Source organism: Segatella copri (genome assembly GCF_009494395.1).
Taxonomy (GTDB): Bacteria; Bacteroidota; Bacteroidia; order Bacteroidales; family Bacteroidaceae; genus Prevotella.
Genome location: NZ_VZCB01000043.1, coordinates 21,004 through 42,771, shown reverse-complemented (window position 1 = coordinate 42,771; position 21,768 = coordinate 21,004). Strand labels below are relative to the sequence as shown.

At 44.2% G+C, this 21,768-nt stretch carries 28 protein-coding genes and 2 pseudogenes; 22 read left to right on the top strand and 8 right to left on the bottom strand.

What is annotated here, in order from left to right:
- Positions 1 to 121: 121 nt before the first annotated feature.
- From F7D73_RS04580 to F7D73_RS04500, 17 genes are all read left to right on the top strand, one after another.
- Positions 122 to 868 carry a hypothetical protein gene (locus F7D73_RS04580; protein ID WP_125104695.1) on the top strand — a complete coding sequence of 249 codons (747 nt, stop codon included), beginning with the start codon at positions 122 to 124 and terminating at the stop codon, positions 866 to 868.
- 157 nt (positions 869 to 1,025) lie between these two features.
- A complete protein-coding gene (locus F7D73_RS04575) occupies positions 1,026 to 1,490 on the top strand; it encodes a helix-turn-helix domain-containing protein (protein WP_420196628.1) in 465 nt (154 codons plus the stop codon).
- Positions 1,487 to 2,605, top strand: a complete 1,119-nt coding sequence (locus F7D73_RS04570) for an AAA family ATPase (protein WP_153081340.1) — start codon at positions 1,487 to 1,489, stop codon at positions 2,603 to 2,605. The genes F7D73_RS04575 and F7D73_RS04570 overlap by 4 nt, the downstream gene beginning before the upstream one ends.
- Positions 2,606 to 2,796: 191 nt before the next feature.
- On the top strand, positions 2,797 to 3,705 hold the full coding sequence (locus tag F7D73_RS04565) for a toprim domain-containing protein (RefSeq protein ID WP_153081339.1): 909 nt from the start codon (positions 2,797 to 2,799) through the stop codon (positions 3,703 to 3,705).
- A 130-nt stretch (positions 3,706 to 3,835) separates the two neighbouring features.
- Entirely contained in the window at positions 3,836 to 4,420 is a 585-nt protein-coding gene (locus F7D73_RS04560; protein WP_194253584.1) for a type IV toxin-antitoxin system AbiEi family antitoxin domain-containing protein, read from the top strand.
- A 10-nt stretch (positions 4,421 to 4,430) separates the two neighbouring features.
- A complete protein-coding gene (locus F7D73_RS04555; protein ID WP_010537135.1) occupies positions 4,431 to 5,285 on the top strand; it encodes a nucleotidyl transferase AbiEii/AbiGii toxin family protein in 855 nt (284 codons plus the stop codon).
- Between the two features lie 265 nt (positions 5,286 to 5,550).
- Positions 5,551 to 6,087, top strand: coding sequence for a hypothetical protein (locus tag F7D73_RS04550; RefSeq protein ID WP_153081333.1), 537 nt, complete (start codon positions 5,551 to 5,553; stop codon positions 6,085 to 6,087).
- Positions 6,077 to 6,415: a DUF4134 domain-containing protein gene (locus tag F7D73_RS04545; protein ID WP_153122529.1), complete on the top strand. Its 339-nt coding sequence runs from the start codon at positions 6,077 to 6,079 to the stop codon at positions 6,413 to 6,415. The genes F7D73_RS04550 and F7D73_RS04545 overlap by 11 nt, the downstream gene beginning before the upstream one ends.
- A 104-nt stretch (positions 6,416 to 6,519) precedes the next feature.
- Positions 6,520 to 6,942, top strand: coding sequence for a DUF4134 family protein (locus F7D73_RS04540; RefSeq protein WP_153122527.1), 423 nt, complete (start codon positions 6,520 to 6,522; stop codon positions 6,940 to 6,942).
- Between the two features lie 198 nt (positions 6,943 to 7,140).
- Positions 7,141 to 8,313: a site-specific integrase gene (locus F7D73_RS04535; RefSeq protein WP_153122525.1), complete on the top strand. Its 1,173-nt coding sequence runs from the start codon at positions 7,141 to 7,143 to the stop codon at positions 8,311 to 8,313.
- Positions 8,314 to 8,341: 28 nt separating this feature from the next.
- Entirely contained in the window at positions 8,342 to 9,610 is a 1,269-nt protein-coding gene (locus tag F7D73_RS04530) for a site-specific integrase (RefSeq protein ID WP_153122523.1), read from the top strand.
- A 141-nt stretch (positions 9,611 to 9,751) separates the two neighbouring features.
- Positions 9,752 to 10,069, top strand: coding sequence for a helix-turn-helix domain-containing protein (locus F7D73_RS04525; RefSeq protein WP_004302115.1), 318 nt, complete (start codon positions 9,752 to 9,754; stop codon positions 10,067 to 10,069).
- 8 nt (positions 10,070 to 10,077) lie between these two features.
- On the top strand, positions 10,078 to 10,389 hold the full coding sequence (locus tag F7D73_RS04520; protein ID WP_228117629.1) for a hypothetical protein: 312 nt from the start codon (positions 10,078 to 10,080) through the stop codon (positions 10,387 to 10,389).
- 64 nt (positions 10,390 to 10,453) lie between these two features.
- Positions 10,454 to 11,278, top strand: a complete 825-nt coding sequence (locus F7D73_RS04515; protein ID WP_153122519.1) for a hypothetical protein — start codon at positions 10,454 to 10,456, stop codon at positions 11,276 to 11,278.
- 285 nt (positions 11,279 to 11,563) lie between these two features.
- Complete coding sequence (locus F7D73_RS04510) at positions 11,564 to 11,959, top strand: plasmid mobilization protein (RefSeq protein ID WP_153122517.1); 396 nt, start codon at positions 11,564 to 11,566, stop codon at positions 11,957 to 11,959.
- Positions 11,956 to 13,188, top strand: coding sequence for a relaxase/mobilization nuclease domain-containing protein (locus F7D73_RS04505; RefSeq protein ID WP_153122515.1), 1,233 nt, complete (start codon positions 11,956 to 11,958; stop codon positions 13,186 to 13,188). The genes F7D73_RS04510 and F7D73_RS04505 overlap by 4 nt, the downstream gene beginning before the upstream one ends.
- Positions 13,189 to 13,200: 12 nt before the next feature.
- On the top strand, positions 13,201 to 13,803 hold the full coding sequence (locus F7D73_RS04500) for a hypothetical protein (protein WP_153122513.1): 603 nt from the start codon (positions 13,201 to 13,203) through the stop codon (positions 13,801 to 13,803).
- 263 nt (positions 13,804 to 14,066) lie between these two features.
- Here the strand turns inward: F7D73_RS04500 and F7D73_RS04495 are convergent, their stop codons facing one another.
- The 4 genes from F7D73_RS04495 to F7D73_RS16315 all read right to left on the bottom strand — a co-directional run bounded on the left by F7D73_RS04495 (position 14,067) and on the right by F7D73_RS16315 (position 15,748).
- A complete protein-coding gene (locus F7D73_RS04495; protein WP_228117630.1) occupies positions 14,067 to 14,342 on the bottom strand; it encodes a hypothetical protein in 276 nt (91 codons plus the stop codon).
- Positions 14,343 to 14,581: 239 nt separating this feature from the next.
- The gene (locus F7D73_RS16415) at positions 14,582 to 14,905 is read right to left on the bottom strand and encodes a hypothetical protein (RefSeq protein WP_437182289.1); all 324 of its coding nucleotides are present in this window, start codon (positions 14,903 to 14,905) and stop codon (positions 14,582 to 14,584) included.
- A gap of 15 nt (positions 14,906 to 14,920) precedes the next feature.
- Positions 14,921 to 15,505, bottom strand: a complete 585-nt coding sequence (locus F7D73_RS04485) for an SMI1/KNR4 family protein (protein ID WP_153122511.1) — start codon at positions 15,503 to 15,505, stop codon at positions 14,921 to 14,923.
- A gap of 111 nt (positions 15,506 to 15,616) precedes the next feature.
- A complete protein-coding gene (locus tag F7D73_RS16315) occupies positions 15,617 to 15,748 on the bottom strand; it encodes a hypothetical protein (protein ID WP_262884874.1) in 132 nt (43 codons plus the stop codon).
- Between the two features lie 379 nt (positions 15,749 to 16,127).
- Here F7D73_RS16315 and F7D73_RS04480 point away from each other — a divergent pair, with 379 nt between their 5' ends.
- From F7D73_RS04480 to F7D73_RS04460, 5 genes and pseudogenes are all read left to right on the top strand, one after another.
- Positions 16,128 to 16,304, top strand: a complete 177-nt coding sequence (locus tag F7D73_RS04480) for a DUF4134 family protein (protein ID WP_417126066.1) — start codon at positions 16,128 to 16,130, stop codon at positions 16,302 to 16,304.
- Between the two features lie 51 nt (positions 16,305 to 16,355).
- Positions 16,356 to 16,658, top strand: coding sequence for a DUF4133 domain-containing protein (locus F7D73_RS04475; protein ID WP_118312534.1), 303 nt, complete (start codon positions 16,356 to 16,358; stop codon positions 16,656 to 16,658).
- A 152-nt stretch (positions 16,659 to 16,810) separates the two neighbouring features.
- A complete protein-coding gene (locus tag F7D73_RS04470; RefSeq protein WP_153122509.1) occupies positions 16,811 to 17,128 on the top strand; it encodes a hypothetical protein in 318 nt (105 codons plus the stop codon).
- A gap of 6 nt (positions 17,129 to 17,134) precedes the next feature.
- A complete protein-coding gene (locus tag F7D73_RS04465; RefSeq protein WP_153122507.1) occupies positions 17,135 to 19,693 on the top strand; it encodes a TraG family conjugative transposon ATPase in 2,559 nt (852 codons plus the stop codon).
- A 6-nt stretch (positions 19,694 to 19,699) separates the two neighbouring features.
- A pseudogene (locus F7D73_RS04460) lies at positions 19,700 to 20,194 on the top strand (hypothetical protein); the annotation flags it as partial.
- Here the strand turns inward: F7D73_RS04460 and F7D73_RS16175 are convergent.
- The 4 genes and pseudogenes from F7D73_RS16175 to F7D73_RS04440 all read right to left on the bottom strand — a co-directional run.
- Positions 20,192 to 20,425, bottom strand: a pseudogene (locus F7D73_RS16175) (hypothetical protein); the annotation flags it as partial. The pseudogenes F7D73_RS04460 and F7D73_RS16175 sit on opposite strands and share 3 nt — an antisense overlap.
- Positions 20,422 to 20,793: a hypothetical protein gene (locus F7D73_RS04450; protein WP_153122505.1), complete on the bottom strand. Its 372-nt coding sequence runs from the start codon at positions 20,791 to 20,793 to the stop codon at positions 20,422 to 20,424. The pseudogene F7D73_RS16175 and the gene F7D73_RS04450, both read right to left, overlap by 4 nt.
- 52 nt (positions 20,794 to 20,845) lie before the next feature.
- Complete coding sequence (locus F7D73_RS04445; RefSeq protein ID WP_153122503.1) at positions 20,846 to 21,220, bottom strand: hypothetical protein; 375 nt, start codon at positions 21,218 to 21,220, stop codon at positions 20,846 to 20,848.
- 7 nt (positions 21,221 to 21,227) lie between these two features.
- Positions 21,228 to 21,530: a sulfide:quinone reductase gene (locus tag F7D73_RS04440; RefSeq protein ID WP_153122501.1), complete on the bottom strand. Its 303-nt coding sequence runs from the start codon at positions 21,528 to 21,530 to the stop codon at positions 21,228 to 21,230.
- Positions 21,531 to 21,768 lie beyond the last annotated feature (238 nt).

Below are 21,768 nucleotides of genomic sequence, written 5' to 3'. Positions count from 1 at the left end.
ATGGAACATAATAATACATCAAACAACCAAGGACGAGACGACTCCTCGTTCTCTCTTTTTACCCCAATGCAATGAATGCACCTTCGCTAACGGTGTAGGTGGCATTTGTGGTACCAACAAATTGTGGCTGTTCTTCAAGGAAGCCCATGAGTGCTATCAGACGGAAGTAATAGGATGCGGTAAACTGTATCACCGCTATAAAAAGGACTTTCTCAACAGCCATTCCTATACGGACTGCCAGTATGCGGCAGGCAAGAACGAGCACAAGAAGAACTTCTACATCATGGAGGAGTTTCTTGAAGAACGTGAGGACTTGGTAGTCATATTCTTTACCAAAGTGGATTTCGAGTATCATGACTACAAGGCTCTTCATCACAAGTTCAACACCACGGAGCCGCCTCCAAACGGTCAGTATCTCCATGGTAAACCACCGTCAATATTACAAACAGCACAAGAAACCAAACCGAAACAGGACTTTCAATGTTACTTTGATTCTACTCAGTTGAACCTCATTGCGCGCCATGCCAATGAGGTTCATTTGTTCTCAGCCGATGTGTCGGAAGAGGATATGCGAAAACTCTTCTCGTGCCAAGTCTGCAAGCAGCTAAAGGCGAGAAGTAACAGACGTGTGGCATTCTTCTTTGACATGCTCTGCAGCAAGAACTTGATTTGCAAGCAATGGCAATCGGTCATTGCCAAGCATAAACTCATTCTGTCTTCATCAACAGACAAGCCACTTACAACAACCAAGCTGTCCTCAGCAACCAGTGATGCCAAAAGTACCAACGCCAGTATCTATGAGGCTATCCGCAAGAAAGTGCAAGAAATAGCAGATTGCGGTAAAAATGACAGCAAGGACACCATCTGACAGATGAAAACCTTGACAGTTGGCTTGATAGTCGGTTGACAGTCAAGCGCACTTCCATCCGATTGGGCAGAAATGCCCTTACCTTTGCCCTCCGTAATCAGAAACCTGGTTATGGAGGGCGACCTCGTTATGTGTAACGATAAATAAAATTACGACAATGATTGGACAGACAACAAATCAGGCAAACAATCCACCAAAGGATGGCGCTATCCTACCGCCAACGATAGACGTGGATAAACACGAGTTGACAGAACCAGAACTGGCAGATATGACACCAATGAGACTTGCCGAGCGCATTCAACAAATGGAAGAAGCATTCAAGCTGCTTGGACCAGTGGAGGATGTGCTGAACCGCATCAAGTGCTTGGAGAAATGGCTCTTTGCAGGAAAAGACGTGCTCACCCTTGACGAGGCAAGCGTATTCCTTGACGCTTCAAAGAGTCAGCTTTACAAACTGACACGTACCTTTGCCATTCCCCATTACAAGCCAAACGGCAAGACCATCTATTTCAGCAAGGAAGAACTGGTGGAATGGATCAAGAAGCACCCTGTGAAAACAAAAGAGGTGTATGAGCAGGATGCCATACGCTATGTGATGAACAAACCCTTGAAGAGCAGATGACGATGGAAGAAATGAACGACATGAGCCTCTTTGAAGGCGCAGCGGACAATGCTGATTTGTTGGAAAAGTTGCTGAAGGCATCGCTTATCCATGCGGACGAGACCTACCAGACACCGCCACAGATAATATGGGTGGACAACTCGACCATAGCCACGCTTGGCAACTTCAGTGCCTCCACAGGCAAGGCGAAGAGCCGAAAGACGTTCAACGTGTCCGCTTTGGTAGCTGCCTCGCTTGCTAACGGAAAGGTGCTGCAATATACGGCAAAACTACCCGATGACAAGCGTAAGATACTCTACGTTGATACGGAGCAGAGCCGTTTCCACTGTCACAGCGTGATGCAGCGCATCCTCCGGCTTGCAGGATTGCCCGACAACATGAACAGTGAGAACCTTGTGTTCTTCGGACTGCGAGAGTACAGTCCCAACCTCAGACTGCGGTTGATAGAATATGCTTTGCAGACACAAAAGGGGTTTGGCTTGGTCATCATTGACGGCATAAGGGACTTGATGCTCGACATCAACAATCCGAGCGAGTCTGTCCATATCATCAACAAACTGATGCAATGGTCAAGCCGCTATGACCTGCACATCCATTGCGTCTTGCACCTGAATAAGGGTGATGACAATGTAAGAGGTCACATAGGAACGGAACTCAGCAACAAGGCAGAGACGGTACTGGTGATAAGCAAGAGCAATTCGATGGCGAATGTGAGTGAAGTGAAACCGCTCAACATCCGAGACAAGGACTTTGCGCCCTTTGCGTTCCAAATAAACAAGGAGGGACTTCCAGAGATTGCCAAGGACTATGTGGTTGACTCCACCACAGCCAAACAGCCGAAGATGACAATAGCCGACATTACCGATGAGCAGCATGACAAGGCGCTTGGAATGGCTTTCGGCAAGAAAGTGGTGTCAGGTTATGAGAATGTGATAAACGCATTGACGAAAGGATATACAACTATTGGTTTTGCCAGAGGTAGAACAGTGATGTCAAAGTTGCTGACCTTCCTATTGAAGAGCAAACTGGTGGTGAAGTGTGGCAACAACGAGTATTGCAGAATGAAGGATTATCCTTCGTTTCCGCTGCTTGAAGAGCAGGAGGTGAAGAAGTGAGGATGAAGCGAAAATCGCTTCAAAAACCACTTCATTCACCTCGGTGTATATATAATAGTAGAACGGACGGATTTTGTGAAGTGGCATCATATTTAACTACATGGACATACGACAAAATGACTTCACAAAACCGTTCATTCACTCTGGTGTATATATAATAAGCGCACGAATGAACAAAAAATGAATGAAAGATGAACATACAACAAGCAAAGGAAATCAAACTCACGGACTATCTGAGCGCATTGGGACATCAGCCCAAACGATGCAGCAAGTCCACATCTTATTATCTGTCGCCATTGCATGCGGAGACAAAGCCATCGTTCAAGGTGAACTTCAGCCGAAACCAATGGTATGACTTTGCTCTTGGCAAGGGTGGCAACATCATTGCTCTTGCCCAACTTCTCTACAATACGGATGATGTGGGTGCTGCATTGCAGCATATAGCAGCGGACATGAACAACCCAAAGTCCACAAAGGCAAAACCTCCCATACCGACACAAGTAGAGACAGACAAGATGGACAAGGTACATATCCAAGAATTGTCCTACCCTGTGCTTATGTCGTATCTGCGTTCACGCCATGTGGATGCGGACATAGGTAAACGCTATTGCAAGGAGATCTGGTACACGTTTAAGGGCAAGCGGTATTTTGGTATAGCCTTTCCAAATAACAGGGATGGTTATGAGCTGCGTAACCCATATTATAAAGGTTGTTTGGGCGAGAAAGACATATCCTTGATACATTCACAGCAAGTTGGAGTGCAGGACAGATGCTGCATCTTCGAGGGGTTTATGGACTTTCTTTCGTACAAGACTTTGGAAAAGCGAGGCGACAATGTGATTTGCATACAAGAACCATGTGATTATATTGTACTGAACTCCATCAGTAGCCTTGGGAAATGCATGGAACGATTGGTGTGTTACACTGCTATCCATTGTTATCTTGATAATGACCAAGCAGGAACGGTGGCTGCCCATACAATCATGGACTGTTATCAAAACAGGGCAATCAACGAATCCATAAGATATGCAGAATACAAGGATGTCAATGATTATCTTATCGGCAGAAAATCCATTATTCCGCATAAAGAGGATGTATAAAACGATAATTTTCTACGGAGAAAGTCAATATTCTCCGTAGAAAACTATATTTTGCGTGATTTTTGCGTAGATTTCCGTACAAACATACTACACTTTTGAAAATATGTAGTAACTTTGTACAGAATTAAAGATGCAAATCATGGAAAAGCGTATGACAAATCCAAAATCTGAAGGCTACATCTCTGCAAAAGATATGGCAGGAAGAGCTGCATACTATAAAGTATTGCAAGCCGCCAAGAATGGCGAACTCACCAGAATAAAAAGAGGTGTGTATGCAACCGATGACCATTTGGCAAGTCAAATGCTTGATGTGGAAAAGGTTGTTCCTGGTGGCGTGTTGTGTCTGTATTCCGCTTGGTCACATTATCAGTTGACTACACAGGTACCACAAGAATATTGTCTTGCAATAAAAAGAGGCCGAAAAATCACCCTTCCAGATTATCCCCCAATTACACTATACCATTGGAGTGATACCGCCTTTAACCTTGGAATTACGAATACTGAGATTGAGGGTTTCAATGTGAGGATATATGATGTGGAGAAATGTGTCTGTGATGCAGTAAAGTATAGAAACAAAATCGGCATAGATGTCTGTACGGAGATTATAAAGGAATATCTGAAACGCAGAGATCGTAATGTCAGCAAACTGATGAAATATGCCTCACAACTGAGAGTTGCCAAAACATTGGGACCATATCTACAAATGGAACTATAAAATAATAAATATGACAACAAAGAATTATGCTCGCTCGGTAAGAGCGAAACTGCTTAATATATCGAAAGAAGAGAATGTCTTCTACCAATCGATATTGACACGATACTTTCAGGAGCGTCTGTTGTACCGTCTGTCGGTAAGTCCATACAAAGAACGCTTTATATTGAAAGGTGGTGCATTACTGTATGCCCATGAGCATTTGAAAGCAAGACCAACATTGGACATAGATTTCCTTGGTCAACAGATTAGCCGTGAGTTGGACAATATCAAGGAGACATTCAGAAATTTATGCGACATAGAATGTCTGGAAGACGGAGTTGTCTTTGAAAAGGACAGCATTAGCGTAGAAGAAATCACTCTCAAAAAAGAATATAATGGTGTGCGAGTGCATGTCAAGGTAGGACTTGACACGGCAAGCCAAGTTATTTCCATGGATGTAGGCTTTGGCGACATCATAACTCCTGCACCCGTTGACCTTTCTTATCCGGTGTTGCTGGACACATTACCAGAAGTTGACATCTTGGCTTACTCTTTAGAGACCGTGGTGGCTGAAAAGTATCAGGCAATGATAGACCATGCGACAGAGAACAGCCGCATGAAAGACTTCTTTGATGTGTACAGAATACTAAAAGCAGGAAATATTGACTTGAACACATTGCAAGAAGCCATCACAGCCACGTTTGAGAATAGAGGCACCGCCATCTCAACGGAATATAGCCTTTTCGAGGATTCTTTTGCGACAGATGCCAAACGAAATATTATGTGGAATAGTTATTTGAAGAAAATCAAATTCAAGGAGCCACTAACCTTCCAAGAAGTTTGGACATATATCACACAGGAACTGAAACAATACATGGAAAAATAAAGGTATTACGATATACCTTATCAAGCTCTCCCATTCGGAGGGCTTTTTTTATGCCCTTTTCCCAAAAATGCGAAAACGAACAGAAGAAGCTGATTAAAGTATGATTGAGAGTATGATATATGATTATAATTTGAATATATCTTAAACTTTGATGGCCATACTTTACAAAATTCTTGTATGTCGGATTTTACTCTTTACTTTGCACTCGCAATTGGCACGTTTGCCACTGCATAGAGTATAAATCATCAATAAAACAAAGTATTATATGAGTCCATTTTTGATATTCGCTATCAGTCTTACCATTGCATACGCCATCTACTATGCGGTGATGATAACCAGAGACCTGTATGGTAAGAAGGAAGAAGCCAAGAGCAACGAGGAAGTGTTTGACATCAGCAACATAACGGAAGAGGAAGCCGCAGTAGCCGTCAATGAAAGCGATGGTGGCTTTAGCGTTGCCGACAAGCAATACGACACAAGTTTCCAAGACGGCACATCATACGATGAGGGCTATGGTATGGGAACAGAGAACAACGGAATGAGAGGTTATTCTCCAGAAACGGATTCTTCCGGCAGAGAAGATGATGTTGATGAAGACGAAGGAAATGATGTCAACCAACAGAAGCCGAAGAACGCAGCCGAGTCGTTGCAGGAAAAGATGGATGGGCAGATGGAGTCCACTTCTCCCATATGGATAGACGGACTATGGCAGGACGACTTCACGGAGAGCCTATTGAAACAAGGCGAGACAAAGCCAGGACAACCAAACATCAAAACAATACCAGTCAAGGATGAAATTTAGCCATATCATAAAGAATGTAGTAAGTTCCTTTGTCTTTGCGCTGCTCCCCCTGTCAGCATCAGCCAAATGCGGTAATGTGGACTATAGCTGGGGAGCAGACGCACTAGCAGGGATGCACGACTATGTGGTGACGATGATGCTGTATGTGCTGTATCTGACATACGCTGTCGCTGCTGTGATGGTGATTATATCCGCTTTGCAGATATACATCAAGATGAACACAGGGGAAGATGGTGTTACCAAGTCCATACTGACGCTGATAGGAGCCTGTCTGTTTATGGTAGGCGCATCCATCCTGTTCCCAGCATTCTTTGGCTACCAGATTTAAGACTCAACTGCAGAAGAGTATATCATGTGAAAGCGACAACACCTTTCTATATAATTATAATAAGGTGTTTCCAAACGAATCATTAACAAGTAAAACAAGAAAGAATGTTTAAGAAAACAACGAACTATTTGAAGAAGACCGCCAAGAGCGTTCTCTCTTCAGGACGCTTGAAGACATTGGCATTTATGCTCCTTGTGGGCGGTGGCATTGCCATGGCGCAGAACTCGGCAGGTGACTATACGGCAGGTACCACTGCGCTTACAACAGTGACGGAGGAAATTGCCAAGTATGTGCCTATTGTGGTCAAACTCTGCTATGCCATTGCAGGTGTTGTAGCCGTAGTGGGTGCTATCAGCGTTTACATCGCCATGAACAATGAGGAGCAGGATGTCAAGAATATCTTAGTCCTCCGAAATGCGTTTGAAAAGGCAAGAAAGCAAATGAAAGTAAATGCGCTAAGTATCAATGGTTTAAGCAATAATTTGAATTTTCCGATGTTTGCTAAACTCACTCTTAAAAAGACTTAAAAGACTGTTTCTTGTTTCCGTTTTGTTTCTCGTTTCTCGGTTTGTTTTCTTATCTTTACATCAGTTTTCCGAAGTAAGGGAAGAGAAAGAAAAGCAAATGTCAGCATAGGAAACCATATCTGACATGAACTTTCAACAAGAGGGAGAAAGACTCTCCAATGTAGCAGAATACAAAAACAAAATAACACTTCATACATCATGGCAAGACCAAAGAAACAAGTAAAGCTGAAAGAACCGATTAAAATTCGGTTGAAGTCGCTCGCAGATGGCAACAAGAGTATCTATCTTGACATCTACTATAAGGGAGTGAGGAAGTATGAATACCTCAAACTCTACCTCGTCCCCGAAATCAACCCTGTCTGCAAGGAACAGAACAAGCAGACTATGGCGGTTGCGGAACGCATCAAGGCAGAGCGCATCAAAGCCCTTCATGGTCACGGCATACAGGACTGGGAGACAGTAAAACAAGGCTCGATGCTTCTTACCACATGGATAAAGAAGTATTGTGAAGGTGGTGTCGGCATTAAGAAGTCAACGCTCCATTGCCGTGTGGAAATGCTGCACACCGTGGAGAAGTTTCTTGACGAGACTAACAAAGGCTTCATTTCGCTTGAAGAGGTCAATGCGGAGTTCTGCCGTGGTTATGTGAAGTTCTTGCGTAACTTCCCAAACTCCCATATCAAGTATGGCGAGCCAAGACCTATCAGCGAGAATACGGCAAGCCGATACCTCGGAATGTTCTCCACTGCTCTCAATAACGCTGTGCGACAAGGCATTATTCGCAACAACCCTATGAAAGAACTGGATGCACGTGAACGCATTCAACCCAAGGATGGCAAGAAAGAGTATCTGACCATTGAGGAACTTCGCACCCTCATGGCTACGGACAGTTACCGCCCAGAGGTCAAGGAGGCTTTCATCTTCGCCTGTTTTACTGGATTGCGATTAAGCGACATGTACCGTCTTGCTCCGATGCACATCTTCAAGACCGCTGACGGAAAGGGCGAATACATAGACATGGAAATGCAAAAGACGGAGAAGCCAGTTATAATACCTCTCTCGGAAGAGGCTAAGCGGTGGTTGCCAAAGCCAAGAGGAAATGATATTCCTTTCTTTGATATACCAACCACACAGACCGTTATAGGCAGGGCTCTTCGCAAATGGGCGGAAGCGGCAGGGATAGAGAAGCATATCTCATTCCATTGCTCACGGCACACGTTCGGAACGATGATGCTCACGCTCGGTGCAGACCTTTTTACCACAAGCAAGCTGATGGGACATTCCAACATTCAGACCACGAAAATCTATGCTAAAATCGTGGATAAGAAGAAGGAGGAAGCCATTAACCTCATTGACGGTATGTTCACATAAATCATTGACAACGAAAATATATAGAGACATGACAATAACTATCAGACAAAAGGCACTTGCCAACGACAACATAAGCTTGTATCTTGACATCTACGATGGTGGCAAGCGCAAGTTTGAATTTCTTTCCCTCTATTTGTTGCCGGAGGTTGATGCAGAGACCAAAGCAAGGAACGAAGAAACATTGCAACGTGCTCACCAGATAAGGGCAGAGCGCATTCTTCATCCAGAAACCATCCCAGAGGTAGGTCACTTGATGATTGTGAAGGAAATCCCCAATGACGAGTCTCCCGAAGTCTTGGACTGGATCCAGACTTACATCGACTGGATGAGCGACAATACAGACTACTCCAAGGCTATTGTTGACCAATCAAAGTATCTGAAATACCTAATGAGCGAGTTCCTTGCCAACAAGCGCAGACCTCACATCACTCTGAGGAAGTTCGACAAGGAATGGTTCAAGGCATTATTTCTTTGGTTGAAGAACGACTATGTACCACAGAAGTATGTACGAGTTGAAGCCAAGCCTTTGTGTGAAGGCTCGCTTCACAATGTTCAACAGCGCATAGTGGCGGTATTCAACAAGGCTGTCAAGTTCGGTAAGTTGAAGGCTAACCCTTTCTACCAGTTGGAGAAGTCAGACATCTTCCCCAAGCCAAAGACATCACATAAGCAGTATCTCACTCCCGATGAACTGAAAAGGTTCATGGCTTCAGACGAGAGAAGTCCAGGAGTTGCAGAAGCACAGAGAGCTTTCGGTTTTGCCTGTCTGACAGGACTTCGTATCAGCGACATCAAGGCTCTGCGGTGGAGTGACATCAAGAGAAACAAGGAAACGAACACGCTTGTAATCGTCCAAAAGAAAACCAAGGCTCTCAATGCCGTACCAATCGGCAATACCGCCTTGTCATGGATGCCACCCAAAGGCGATGATGATTTTGTGTTTCACCTTCCTGCCAAGGCTAATGTGGATGCAGCCCTTAAAAGGATAGCCAAAAAGGTGGGCATTGAGAAGAATATCTCTTTTCACTGCTCCCGACATACATTCGGAATTTTGGTACAGGCGGTTACTGGCAACATTGAGACTACCAAGAAGCTGATGGGACACAAGTCGCTCAAATCCACCGCCATCTATGCAGATGTGCTGACGAATGAAAAGGTCAAGGCTGTTGACAACACGAAGAAAGCCTTTCGAGGTCACAAACAACGTGAGGAGAACAAGCAAATACCGAAGACAAAGCGGACAGCAGCCACCAATACCCATCCACGCAAAACTACATTTACACAGGATAACAAGTAAACAGAACTTTTCAGGATAACGACCAGTTAATTTTCACTTTTGTAGTCCTCATTTATCGGGCAGGGATTTCTCTCTGCCTTGGGGGACTACACTTTCAAAACAAGCAATACAACAAATCATAAACAATTAAATTACAGGATAATGAACAAAACTATCGACACCGAGACTCTTCTTTTGAAGGTAGAGTCACATGAGCACCGCATTGGGATAATGGAGAACCTTCTCCGTGATGCCAAGCAAGTATTGACACTGGAGGAAGCTGCCTTATTCATGGGTATATCAAAGAGCAGTCTCTACAAGATGACACACAAGCATGAACTTCCGTTCTTCCGTCCCAACGGCAAGATTATCTACTTTGAGAAGTCCGAACTCTTGAACTGGATGCGCCAGAACCGCAGTATGTCCGAGGCTGAGACCAAGGCTGCAGCGACCAAGCACATGAGTGAACTTTGTAAATAGACATGGCGATGATGAAGGACGATATTTCCCATGAGGAGTACAGAAGCAAGTTGGCGAATGTCGCTGACATTGCCGTGAGTTACATCAATACTGGCAACGGCTACTTTCGGATGCGTGATGCTTTCAATCAGCTTGCCGAGCAATGCGGAGCCAACAAGGGCATCAATGATGAAGCAACTGTCGGCAGAAGAAAACTTCTTGCCCAGTCTGTTTGCATTGAGTGCATTTCACGATTAAGCAGCCATTCTAATGACAGGTTGCAAGGCGAGCTCTATGTTATAGCAGAGGACATTTCCCCAAGGCGAGGACGGCACAGATGATTTTCTCTTTACTGAGAAAAACAGTCTTGCCATTTATGGTTATAATATTCAAAATCCACGGAACATGGATAAACAAAAGATACATTACTGCTTCACGCTGTCAGATGTACAGATGGAGTATCTTCGCTGCAAGAAGTACAAGATTGACCGCATGGAATGCTTCATGTCTCTTGCCTCTCTTGCTGAACGTGAAACAACACTTGTTTCTATCAGCAAGACCCAACAAGTGGAAATCTTGTGTGGGCAATGTATGGTTGACAATACCCAACTTGCCAAACTCTGGGATAAAGACCGCAAGACCGTACCCAAAATTTTACAGGCTATGGAGGCTGTGGGCATTTCCTCTTCACAAAAAGTTGGAGACAACCGCATCATTACCCTGCATTCCCTCTCTGGTTGGTATGTGGACGGAAGATTTGTCAAGAACGGATTTTCATTGAAACGCAATGCGGATGGCTCTGCAATCATCCACACGGAAGTTCCACAAGCAAGAGTAATTGTTACGACAACAGAGGATGATACAAAGTCGGACAAGGAAGATGAGCATTCTGCCAATGGAATATCCGATACTGACAACAAGGACAATTCTTCTACAGCAGATATTTCTTCTTCCCTAAATTCGGCTTCATATAATGACAACAGAAGCGTGGGTAAGGTCGGAACGAATGGCAATCTTTCCGATGCTGTTACTGGTGGAATTTCCCAACAACAAAACTACTCCAGACAGTCTGTTGGCAATCCTTCTTCCCTACAAGAAGCAGATGCCAAACAGAATGAGGGAGAACACAACACATATCCACAGCATCTGGCAGAAGGACAAACACAACAGTCTAACGGTTCTAATGCCAATGGCTACAAGCCTAACGAATACCATAACGGCAACCAATAGGCATACAGAGGCTAATAAGCCACCATACATAAAAAACATCCCAAAGGACGATTAACCGCCATAGGCTACCGCCCAACTGTTATACGTTTAAGCAGCCTTGGGGACGGAGGCTGTTAAAAGTGCCGTCATTTTATAGGTACTTTTCGAGAAATCCTTTTGTAATACAGAAGCCGTGTCCGTCTTTCTGTATTCCTAAAAGTTTCTCGGACTACTCGCAGGCTCGCAGTCGTGACCACCTTTGTAAGATGCTTGTAATCATCCCTTTTTAATCAGAGACAAGGACAAATGAGAAAGAAGAACATCATAAGAAAACCGCCTACGGAAGTCCATACCTACCGATGCACGAAAGAGGAGTTGATGCAGCTCCAGACGCTTGCCAAGGAGTGTGGGTTAAGCCTGAGTCGCTATGTCGTTGAGACTGGCTTAAAGCACCGTCCACGCATGAGGCTTACCAAGGATGAGGTGGACGCTCTCAACTCTCTCGCCATCGCAAGGACGGATTTGATAAAAATCAGCAACGTGCTATCCAAGAAAACGGCTGAGGAAAAGGCTCGGTTCTTCAAGAATGAGAAGTTCATGCGTTGGTGGATTGATGCCGTTGCAGGACTTATCCAACATTGGTATAGCATTGAAGAGAATATCGCAACAAACGTACAGACCCAATCAAAGGAACAATTATGATTATGCTCGCAAAGGTCGTATCATACGGAGGCAATTCCGTAAGGTACGCATTGGAAAAGGAGAATGCAAAAACGGTCAAGGTGAACAATATGCCCGATGGTCTTGACCCTACCGCCATCTGGTACATGATGAAGCATCATTGCCAGTATCATCAAGCGGAAAGGACGGTGGGCAGAAAGTTGGAAAGGTTCATGACCACTTTTGTACTTTCCCCATCAAAGGAAGAGTCTGCAAACTTCACGATGGAAGATTGGGCAAACCTCCAAGACGAAGCATTGGAAGTTTTAGATTCTGTTGGACTTACACCCAACGGTTTCTCCAATGAGATAAAGACCAACTTCACCAATTCTATGAATGTGGGCGGATTGCACTCTGACTCCAAGTCTGGAACGCTGCACCTTCACATTGATTGTTGTCGTGTGGATATGGAGGGTAAGACCAATGATGTACACGACATTCACCTTCGGGCAATGAAGGCTGCGGAAATCATCAATATGTGTCATGGGTGGGAACAACCGCAGGAGATTCGGAATATGCGGAAAGTGGAGCTTGCGGAGGATTGCGAACATATCCTCAAAGATATGCAGCAGTTCAACATTGACAGATATTTCAATCTGTTGCGTATGAAAGGTTATGAGGTTAAACCTCGTTACGACAGGCAGCGGAAACTTGTCGGCTACACAGTCGGCAAGAATGCTTCCGTGTTCAAGGCTTCTGAGATTGGCAGAAAGTACATGGTGTCAAAGATAGAAGACACATGGAAGAAACTGCACCCAACACCAACGCAAGTCAAGACAAAGCCAGCTTCTCCATCCGTTGCTTCAACGCCTCGCCCAGTTCGTCCTATCGTTCAAACTCCAACTGCATCACAACCAAAGGCACAAGTTCAACTTGCACAAACGGCATTCACAATCAACATTGGCGATGGAGTCAAGAAGGTGTGGATTCCGAACTCTGTCAAAGATGTCTTTACTAATGAGGTTCAGATTCCAGAGGATAATGATATAGCGACAACAGAGAATGTAGCCCATGTAGCGATGCTGTTGTTTGCAGGGTATATTGACGCAGCCACTTCCATGTCTGAGTCATGTGGCGGTGGCGGTTCAGCTCCTTCTTCTGGTTGGGGTAAGAAAGACGATGAAGATGAATGGAAGTTTGCCCACCGTTGCGCACAGATGGCTCATTCCATGTGCAAGCCTAAACCACGCAGTAGAAGTTTCCACCGATAAATCAATGACAATATGGCTATCAGAAAAAGCAAGATAAACATAGACACAGAAGAAAGATCCGACTTTGACAACATGATGAATGATGTCGAAAACGAGGTCGAAGAACAGCAAGCCGAAGACGGACTTGTAAACCGTGTTCCAGAGTTGAAGCAGTTGAGTGAAGACATTGATAAGGCTACCAATACCTTTATCAATGCCACACTTGAACTGGAGTCTGCCATTCAGCAATATCAGCGTGCGGAAGCCCAATTAGGCGGCGCTGTGACTACTATCGGCAAAAAGGTTGATACCATCAATCAGCACATAGACAAAGTCTTGGAAAATGCTCCCACAAAATTAAAGGTGTCTGTAAATGTCAATGATGCTGACTGGCAGAAAATCCAAGAACTGTTTGCCAAAGAACGCCAATGGATGACCGCACAGATGCAGAAGCATATCCGTGATGTCAATTCCATGTTTGCTGATGAACGGAAAAAAGTCCGTGAACGATACAAAGAATATGATGGCTGCTATCTCGGTCACTATGCACAGTGGTTCTTCTGGTTCTTCTTTACGATTGGTATTTTTGTGGTTGCAGGAGGTGTTGGAATGATAATTGCACAGAACTATATATGAGATAGACGAGTTACTGCCTAACATTAATTTTGCACTTAAAATTAGGCAATTTTGGTTCAATAATCTCTTTATTCTGATAGTCCTGTATCCGCATATAAACCTCTATGGGATACGTGTCACTTCCCAGATCCACCAAGACCGCATTCAAAGCGAACCCTCCACAGAAATTATTGGGGGTTGGAAATGGAGTTATACAATGTTTAGGTCTATTCTGGTTTAATTTATTCCCATAACACATTATATTTCATTTTTAATGGTTAATACTAATTCTGTTGTTCAGTATTATTCTTGTTCATAGCCTGGAGGAGTTTCTTGTAGTCTTCCACAAACTTAGATATGGTTACAAATCCTGCTGCCATTTCATCATCGGATATCTCGTCCATGATGGAACTCTTGTCTGCCGGTGTCGCTTGCAGATAGTAACCGATAATCTGAGGAGTGGTAATCTTGATGTTGAAACTCTTGTCCGTGGAGATGGTCGGGATGATAGAAGAACTGGAGATTCTCGTAGTTGTCGGGGTCTTTGAAAGACTTGGCAACCGCGCGACTCTGAGCCTTCCTCATTGCTTTGGTCTGAGCAGCCTCCAATGTGCCGTCGTTGCAGCAGAATTCCTCGCCATCGGCATAGTTGTTGTTGTCCGTACAGTTGTAGAATACATCAAAGAATCGGTAGTGGTTTTTGATTACCTGTTGCTATGCAGTGTACCTGGATTTGTAGTCAACTGACAGTCCATCAGTCTCGTTTCCGCCATATTCTATACGGCGTGGGTCAAGAACCTTAGGAGGCGAAATCTCCGACTTTCGATACGATTCGCTGCGAACCAGCGTATATATGCTTGGTGTAGCGACCACCCTGATTTGCGACAAGGTAAGGACTTACGTAGAGCGAGAACTTCGCGGTGTTGGTCGAGCCTCCGGAGAATACTCCGTTGACATAGACCTGATCGCTTTCGCCGGAAGTCTTCACGGTACGCTCACCATCAGCGTCATACCAATAGTTGGACACGAAACCGTTATCGTCCACTGAAAGCAGACGGTTCTCCTCGTCCAAGATAAGCTTACGCTCACCGACACTGTTGTCCCTATGTCCGTCGGTCATCATAAAACCCAATTCTCATCAAATAGGAGTAGTGACTTGCGTGTCATCTATTTGAATGCCATGCGAATCGAAAATATTATAAAGGCGCTTCAGTTCACTGATTAACATTGAGGAAAGCGAATCCCATACAAACAAACTTGTTGAGTCATCAGTATGACAAAAGTGTATTTTCTCATCGGTAGTCATATATAATAGAGAACCATCCCAATCATAACTGCCGATAAACAACATATCTTCTGTTGAATTTCTTGGCTTATCATACTTATTTAAACTTACTAAACTATAAGGTTGCCATGAAAAATCAACAGTTCTCATATAATTAGAGCGATATCCAAACAGACACAGGGTATCTCCAAGGATATTTAGACCATTTGAAAAGTCGGTCAAGAAATCAACATATGATGCTGGAATCTTTTTATTAATACCATCCTCCAATTTAAATATTTCTATTTTGTCTATTGGTGAATATAGCCGATTTAGCCACGCATTTTCCGCAATGTGCGGAGCCCTACCAATCAACATTGCACCAGTTGATTTACTATTTTCTATTCCTAGAAATGAAAATTTCAGGAGTAATTCTTTTATTTCTGAATAATCTTTCATATCAAAGTAACGTTTGATTTTGTGCCCTGTTCAGTTATAACTGAGCAGGACACAAATTTTTTAATCTTTATTTGGATTTCTGTTTAGTAACTCTCCATGTGTTTCATTCTATTATTCGGTTATGAAAACATGATAATTTTGATCAACCATCATCTTTCTAGGTTTGTTGGGATTTGGCTTCAGTGTTTCAAAATTCACATGAGGTCCACCTCCATGTTTACCTAAAATATCATTGTCACCCATATCTCTTATCCAAGACGGAGTGATTCTATTTTGGAATCTTGACAAACGATTTTCCGTAAGCCATTGCGTATATTATTTTTGTTTTCGGTTGCAAAAATACTCATTCTTCTCCAGATATCGTTTGTTAAATCCGAAAATCATTATAAAAAGCGAAAATTATTTGTCTAATTGGAAATCCCATTGATTTTTGTATGATTTACAGTGACTCTTTCCCTATTTATCTTGCATATCACTATATTCTGTTAAAATGAAAACAGATGTGGCTACTTATAAGATTCTTCTTTTGTAGTTGATTTATGAATGCCAAAATCGGAAAAATTCCGTTGTTTTCTATGTTAATTTTTGTTTTCCCATACTTTCATTTTGGGGTTTCTCAATTATGTTGTTCCTAATTTGTTTCTTTCGTCATTTTATCATTCCAATCAGTGTTGATTATCAGTACGTTACGAACAATCAGCAAGATTTCAAGAAGAAGATCATGATGATTGTAGGAGCATGTATCTTCCTCGTGGCAGCAGCACAGGCATTGCCATTGTTCTTCGGTGTGACCAACTAACGAGTGAGAGTTATTCAGTGCATATTCAGTAATAGAGAAACGACGTGAAGAATGGCAAGAGAAGAACAGGAAATCCGCTACCCCGACTACCCACTGTTCAAGGGACTCCAGAAGCCCCTTGAATTCATGGGAATACAGGGGCGGTACATCTATTGGGCAGCAGCCACGGCAGGAGGAGCCATCATCGGCTTCATTGCCGCCTACTGTCTGATGGGTATCATTGCAGGACTGATAGTGTTGGTCGTGGCAATCACTACGGGTGCAGGTCTCATCATGTTCAAACAACGGAAGGGACTGCATACCAAGAAGAACGACCAAGGAGTGTTTATCTATGCCTACAGCAAGCGCATATAAAAATGTGAAACAAAAAAAGTATCGACATGACCAAGATGTGGATGACAAGTAGAAAGTGAACGACTGGTAGGCTCATTCTCCCCCAAGGGCGTGAGCCTACCATTATTTGTTTCCAGCCGAAAGTATCGCATCTTTGACATAAAAGAATGGTTATGAGCATGAAAGCAAAAAACACCATCATGATGGCATTGACTGGCATATTGCTAATTTCTTGCAAGGATAAGACCTACACGCCACCCACATTGGATGCCATGAGGAGTGCTGACAAGGCAAGGGCAGCTTGGGCGAGAGAGACCGAAGAACATCCTGCAACCGTGGAAACACCAATAAACAGGATGGATTCCACAGCAAAAGATAGTGTATCAACCCTTTATAGCGAAGAAAGTTCCAATACCTCTTATCAAGAGAATGACAACAAATCATCCAGTATGGGAGAAAATCATCAATCATCCGAAGAAACAGAAGAATAAACGAATATGGTACTATATGTAATCTTATTTTTCGTGGCAACCTGCATTGGCATGGCCATATCGGTCTATGCCTTTGGCACTGGTGGCAAGCGGAAGAAAATCTTTCAGGACATCTACTTCTCCGTGGAAGACACGGACGGTATCGGTGTGCTCTATACCAAGACTGGAGAATATTCTGCCATTCTGAAAATGGAGAACCCTGTGCAGAAGTATTCTGCCAATATAGACAGCTATTATGAGTTCACCAACCTGTTTGCTGCCATCGCACAGACTCTGGGTGAAGGCTATGCCCTGCACAAACAGGACATCTTTACCCGAAGGCAGTTCAAGGATGAGAGTGGCAAGGGACATGAGTTCCTGTCAGAATCCTATTTCCACTATTTCAACGGAAGAGAATATACGGACAGCATGACCTATCTGACCATTACGCAGGAGAACAAGAAGAGCCGTCTGATGTCTTTCGACAGCAAGAAGTGGCGAGATTTCCTGGTGAAAATCAGAAAGGTGCAAGACCAACTGAAAGATGCCGGTATCAAGTCGGAGTTTCTGAACAAGCAGGAGGCAAGTCTGTATGTTGACCGCTTCTTTGCCATGAACTTCCGTGACAAGATGGTGAGCATGACAGGATTCAAGGTGGATGACGAGATGATAGGTATGGGTGACAGACGCTGCAAGGTATATAGTCTTGTGGATGTGGATTGCGCCAACTTGCCGACACAAATCCGTCCGTTTACCAACATCGAGGTGAACAACACAAGTATGCCTGTGGACTTGGTGGCATTAGTGGACAGCATTCCAGGTGTGGAGAGTGTGGTGTATAACCAAATCATCTTTGTGCCGAATCAGAAGCGTGAGCTTGCCCTGCTAGACAAAAAGAAGAACCGCCATGCCAGTATGCCAAACCCAAGCAACTTGATAGCCGTGGAGGACATCAAGCGAGTGCAGGAGGTGATAGCGAGAGAAAACAAGCAGCTGGTATATACCCACTATAATCTGATAGTGACGGTGAAGCCCGACACGGATATACAGAAGTGCACCAACCATCTGGAGAATGCCTTTGGCAGGATGGGCTTCCATATCTCGAAGCGAGCCTATAACCAGTTGGAATTGTTTGTCAACTCATTCCCCGGCAACTGTTATGGGATGAATGCCGACTACGACAGATTTATGACCTTGGGCGACGCTGCCACTTGCTTGATGTACAAGGAAAAGATTGTGCATAGCGAAGACACACCCTTCAAGGTTTATTATACCGACCGCCAAGGAGTGCCAGTAGCCATCGATATATCGGGGAAGGAAGGAAAGAATAAGTTGACCGACAACAGCAACTTCTTCGTACTCGGTCCTTCGGGAAGCGGCAAGAGTTTTTATGTAAACTCCATGGTGCGCCAAGCCCATGAGCAGGACACCGACATCGTGTTGGTAGATACAGGAAACTCGTATGAGGGACTATGTGAATACTTTGGAGGCAAATACATATCCTACACAGAAGAACATCCTATCACGATGAACCCTTTCAAAATCAAGCGAGAGGAATGGAACATCGAGAAGTTGGGATTCCTGAAGAACCTGGTGATGCTGATATGGAAAGGAAGTCAAGGCACAGTGAGCAAGACCGAAGACAGACTGATAGAACAAGTCATCAACGAGTATTATGATGCCTACTTCACCACCAAGCGAGTGAGCAACCTCTGTTTCAACAGCTTCTATGAGTTCAGTACTGAGCGACTGCCGAAGATATGCGAGGAGAATGGTCTGCATGGCATAGACCTGTCATCCTACAACTATCTGTTGAAGGACTTCTATAAAGGAGGCAGCCATGATGTGACGCTGAATGAGAATATGGACAGCAGTCTGTTTGATGAGACCTTCATCGTCTTCGAAATCGACAGTATCAAGGATGATCCATTGCTCTTTCCACTGGTGACACTCATCATCATGGACGTGTTCCTGCAGAAGATGCGCATCAAAAAGAACCGAAAGATGCTCATCATCGAGGAGGCATGGAAAGCCATCGCCTCGCCCATGATGGCGGAATACATAAAATATCTGTATAAGACCGCCAGAAAGTTCTGGGCAAGCGTGGGTGTGGTGACACAGGAGATACAGGACATCATCGGCAGCGAGATAGTGAAGGAAGCCATCATCAACAATTCGGATGTGGTGATGTTGCTCGACCAGAGCAAGTTCAAGGAACGCTTTGACACCATCAAGGCGATACTCGGTTTGACCAATGTGGACTGCAAGAAGATATTCACCATCAACCGTTTGGAGAATAAGGAAGGACGCAGTTTCTTCCGTGAGGTCTTTATCAGGCGAGGACAGACAAGTAATGTGTATGGTGTGGAAGAACCGCATGAGTGCTATATGACCTACACCACGGAACGAGCGGAGAAGGAAGCATTAAAACTCTACAAGCGAGAGTTGAAATGCAATCATCAGCAAGCCATCGAAGCCTATTGCAGGGATTGGGATGTAAGTGGTATCAGCAAGAGCCTCGCCTTTGCTCAAAAGGTAAATCAGGCAGGAAAAGTACTGAATTTAGGGAGCAAAAATAAAAAGTAATCAAAGATGAAACGACTTCTATCCATCATAATGCTGATAGTCTGTGTGTTGGCAAAGGCTGACGCACAGTACTACAGTGTGAACTATGACAAGCAGACGGTGGCTGCTATGGCTGCTGCATACGGAACGGAAGCCGTGGCAGAGGCATACTATAACGAGCAGGTGCAGAACATATTGAAACACTATAATGCTGCAGAAGTGGCGAGTGCCGGCATCTTCGCCTCCAAGTTCTTGGAGCGTAAAGCAATGACAGAGTTGGGCATCTGGAACAGTAGCACAGAGAACTACTATTACCGCCGTATCTACAACATGGTGTCGGGCAAAATCATGCCGAAGATATGGACGGTGGCAGGAATGATGCTAAAAAGTCCGCAGACTGCCTTTTATTGGGGAAGTTATCTGGTGAAGATATGTGACGACACCAAGAACCTGTGTATGCAGTTTGAGAGCGTGGTGACAAACAGCACCCTCACCTTCTCGGACATCGCCTTTCTGCAAATCTTCCTCATCGATGGTGAGGTCGTTCATTTCCCAATCGTATGCGAGTTCAGGCATTGGGTCACGAGAGTAAGGGAAATGGATGGTATAGCCAATTTGTCCATAGGAGACATGGAGCGGAGTGACGCAAAGGTCTCTACCGAAATAGCTTTGGGTGGTAAGGTATTTGCGCCAGTCGAAACGCTCATTGAGAATGTTTCGACATAGGCGGTAAAGATATTGTTCTATTGTCATACGGCTTGAAGTTCCAACTGTGAATAATATTGTCTGAATGCCTCATAAAGGTCAGCCATCATGACTTCGGCTTCCTCCATGTCTTTGACTATATCGGCAATGTGGTAAGGTGCGCCATTTTTGCCGTGACCGTCTGAGCCAATCCAAATGTACGCTTCCTCGTCAACATCAAAGTTCTCATAATACTCATGGATATTGTCGATGAAGGCTTCCATATCATCGTCTTCAAGTTCCACGCTGAAATTGAAATCTTGACCATAGGAAGTATATTTGGCGAAGTTTACATCTGTCTTGCCATTTTGTGGCTCGGAGAAATCAACGCTCCATCCTAATATTTCGGCTATCTCCGTTATCTTTTGCTGTATCATATCGTTTGATTTTTAGCAGCCATAGGCAAGAAGCCTACGGCTGATGTGTAGTTTAAGCTTCTTCCCTGTCATACATATCAGACAGGAACGACTGCAATCTTTCGTCGGGAATGTTTCCGATTGGGCAAGGCTTGAAGCTCTTGTCCTGCAATATCGGTATCTTAGGAAGGTTATATCCGACATCCACGCTGATACTTTCCATTTCCTTGATGGAAGCATAGCCATATTCTGTATCGGCAAGACCGACAACGATAGAGAACAGCGTGAAGTCATTGCCTTCCGGCTGACCTTCCAATACATACCAACGGACTTTGCCGATGAAGAAGACGCATTGGCAAATGGCATTCTTCTTCTTGCCGTCCTGTGAATAAAGCGGATATTGCTTGAACAGCTCCGCCAACTGTGGTGTAATCAATCTGCTTGTCATAACTGCATTATTTATTGGGTGAATACTCTGATGAAGATGGATAGTAGAGCTGCTGCTCACGCAAGGCTTCAATGGCTGCATGTGCCAAAGTGCAAGCCCATTCATTGCGAAGGTCATAATAGCCCTTCTGATAGTTTATTGCCAACTGCTCCATGAAAGCCATCGTCACCTTGAACTTCTCGTTTACAAGAAAGCGGTGGTCATTGGCAAACTCTGCACCCACCTTGGATGCGGAACACATCTTGCCGTTCACGAAGCGTGAAAACTCACTGGCAAACTCCTTGTCTCTTTCGTTAATCATATCGTTCATATCTGTTCGGATTAAATTGTGAAACTTCTTTTTCTTCCCTATTCTCAAAGCCTTTACGACTTCATCGAGGGAATTGATTTTACGTGCAATCAAGAGTTCGGACATGGAGGCAGACAAGACAAGGAATTGGGAGATTATTTCATTGGAATACCCCAATCTTTGATTGGTGGAAGGCTGCTGATGAAATAACCTGCTAATAGCAAGGCGGTACTTGACAGTCTGGTGGGCTGAACTAAAT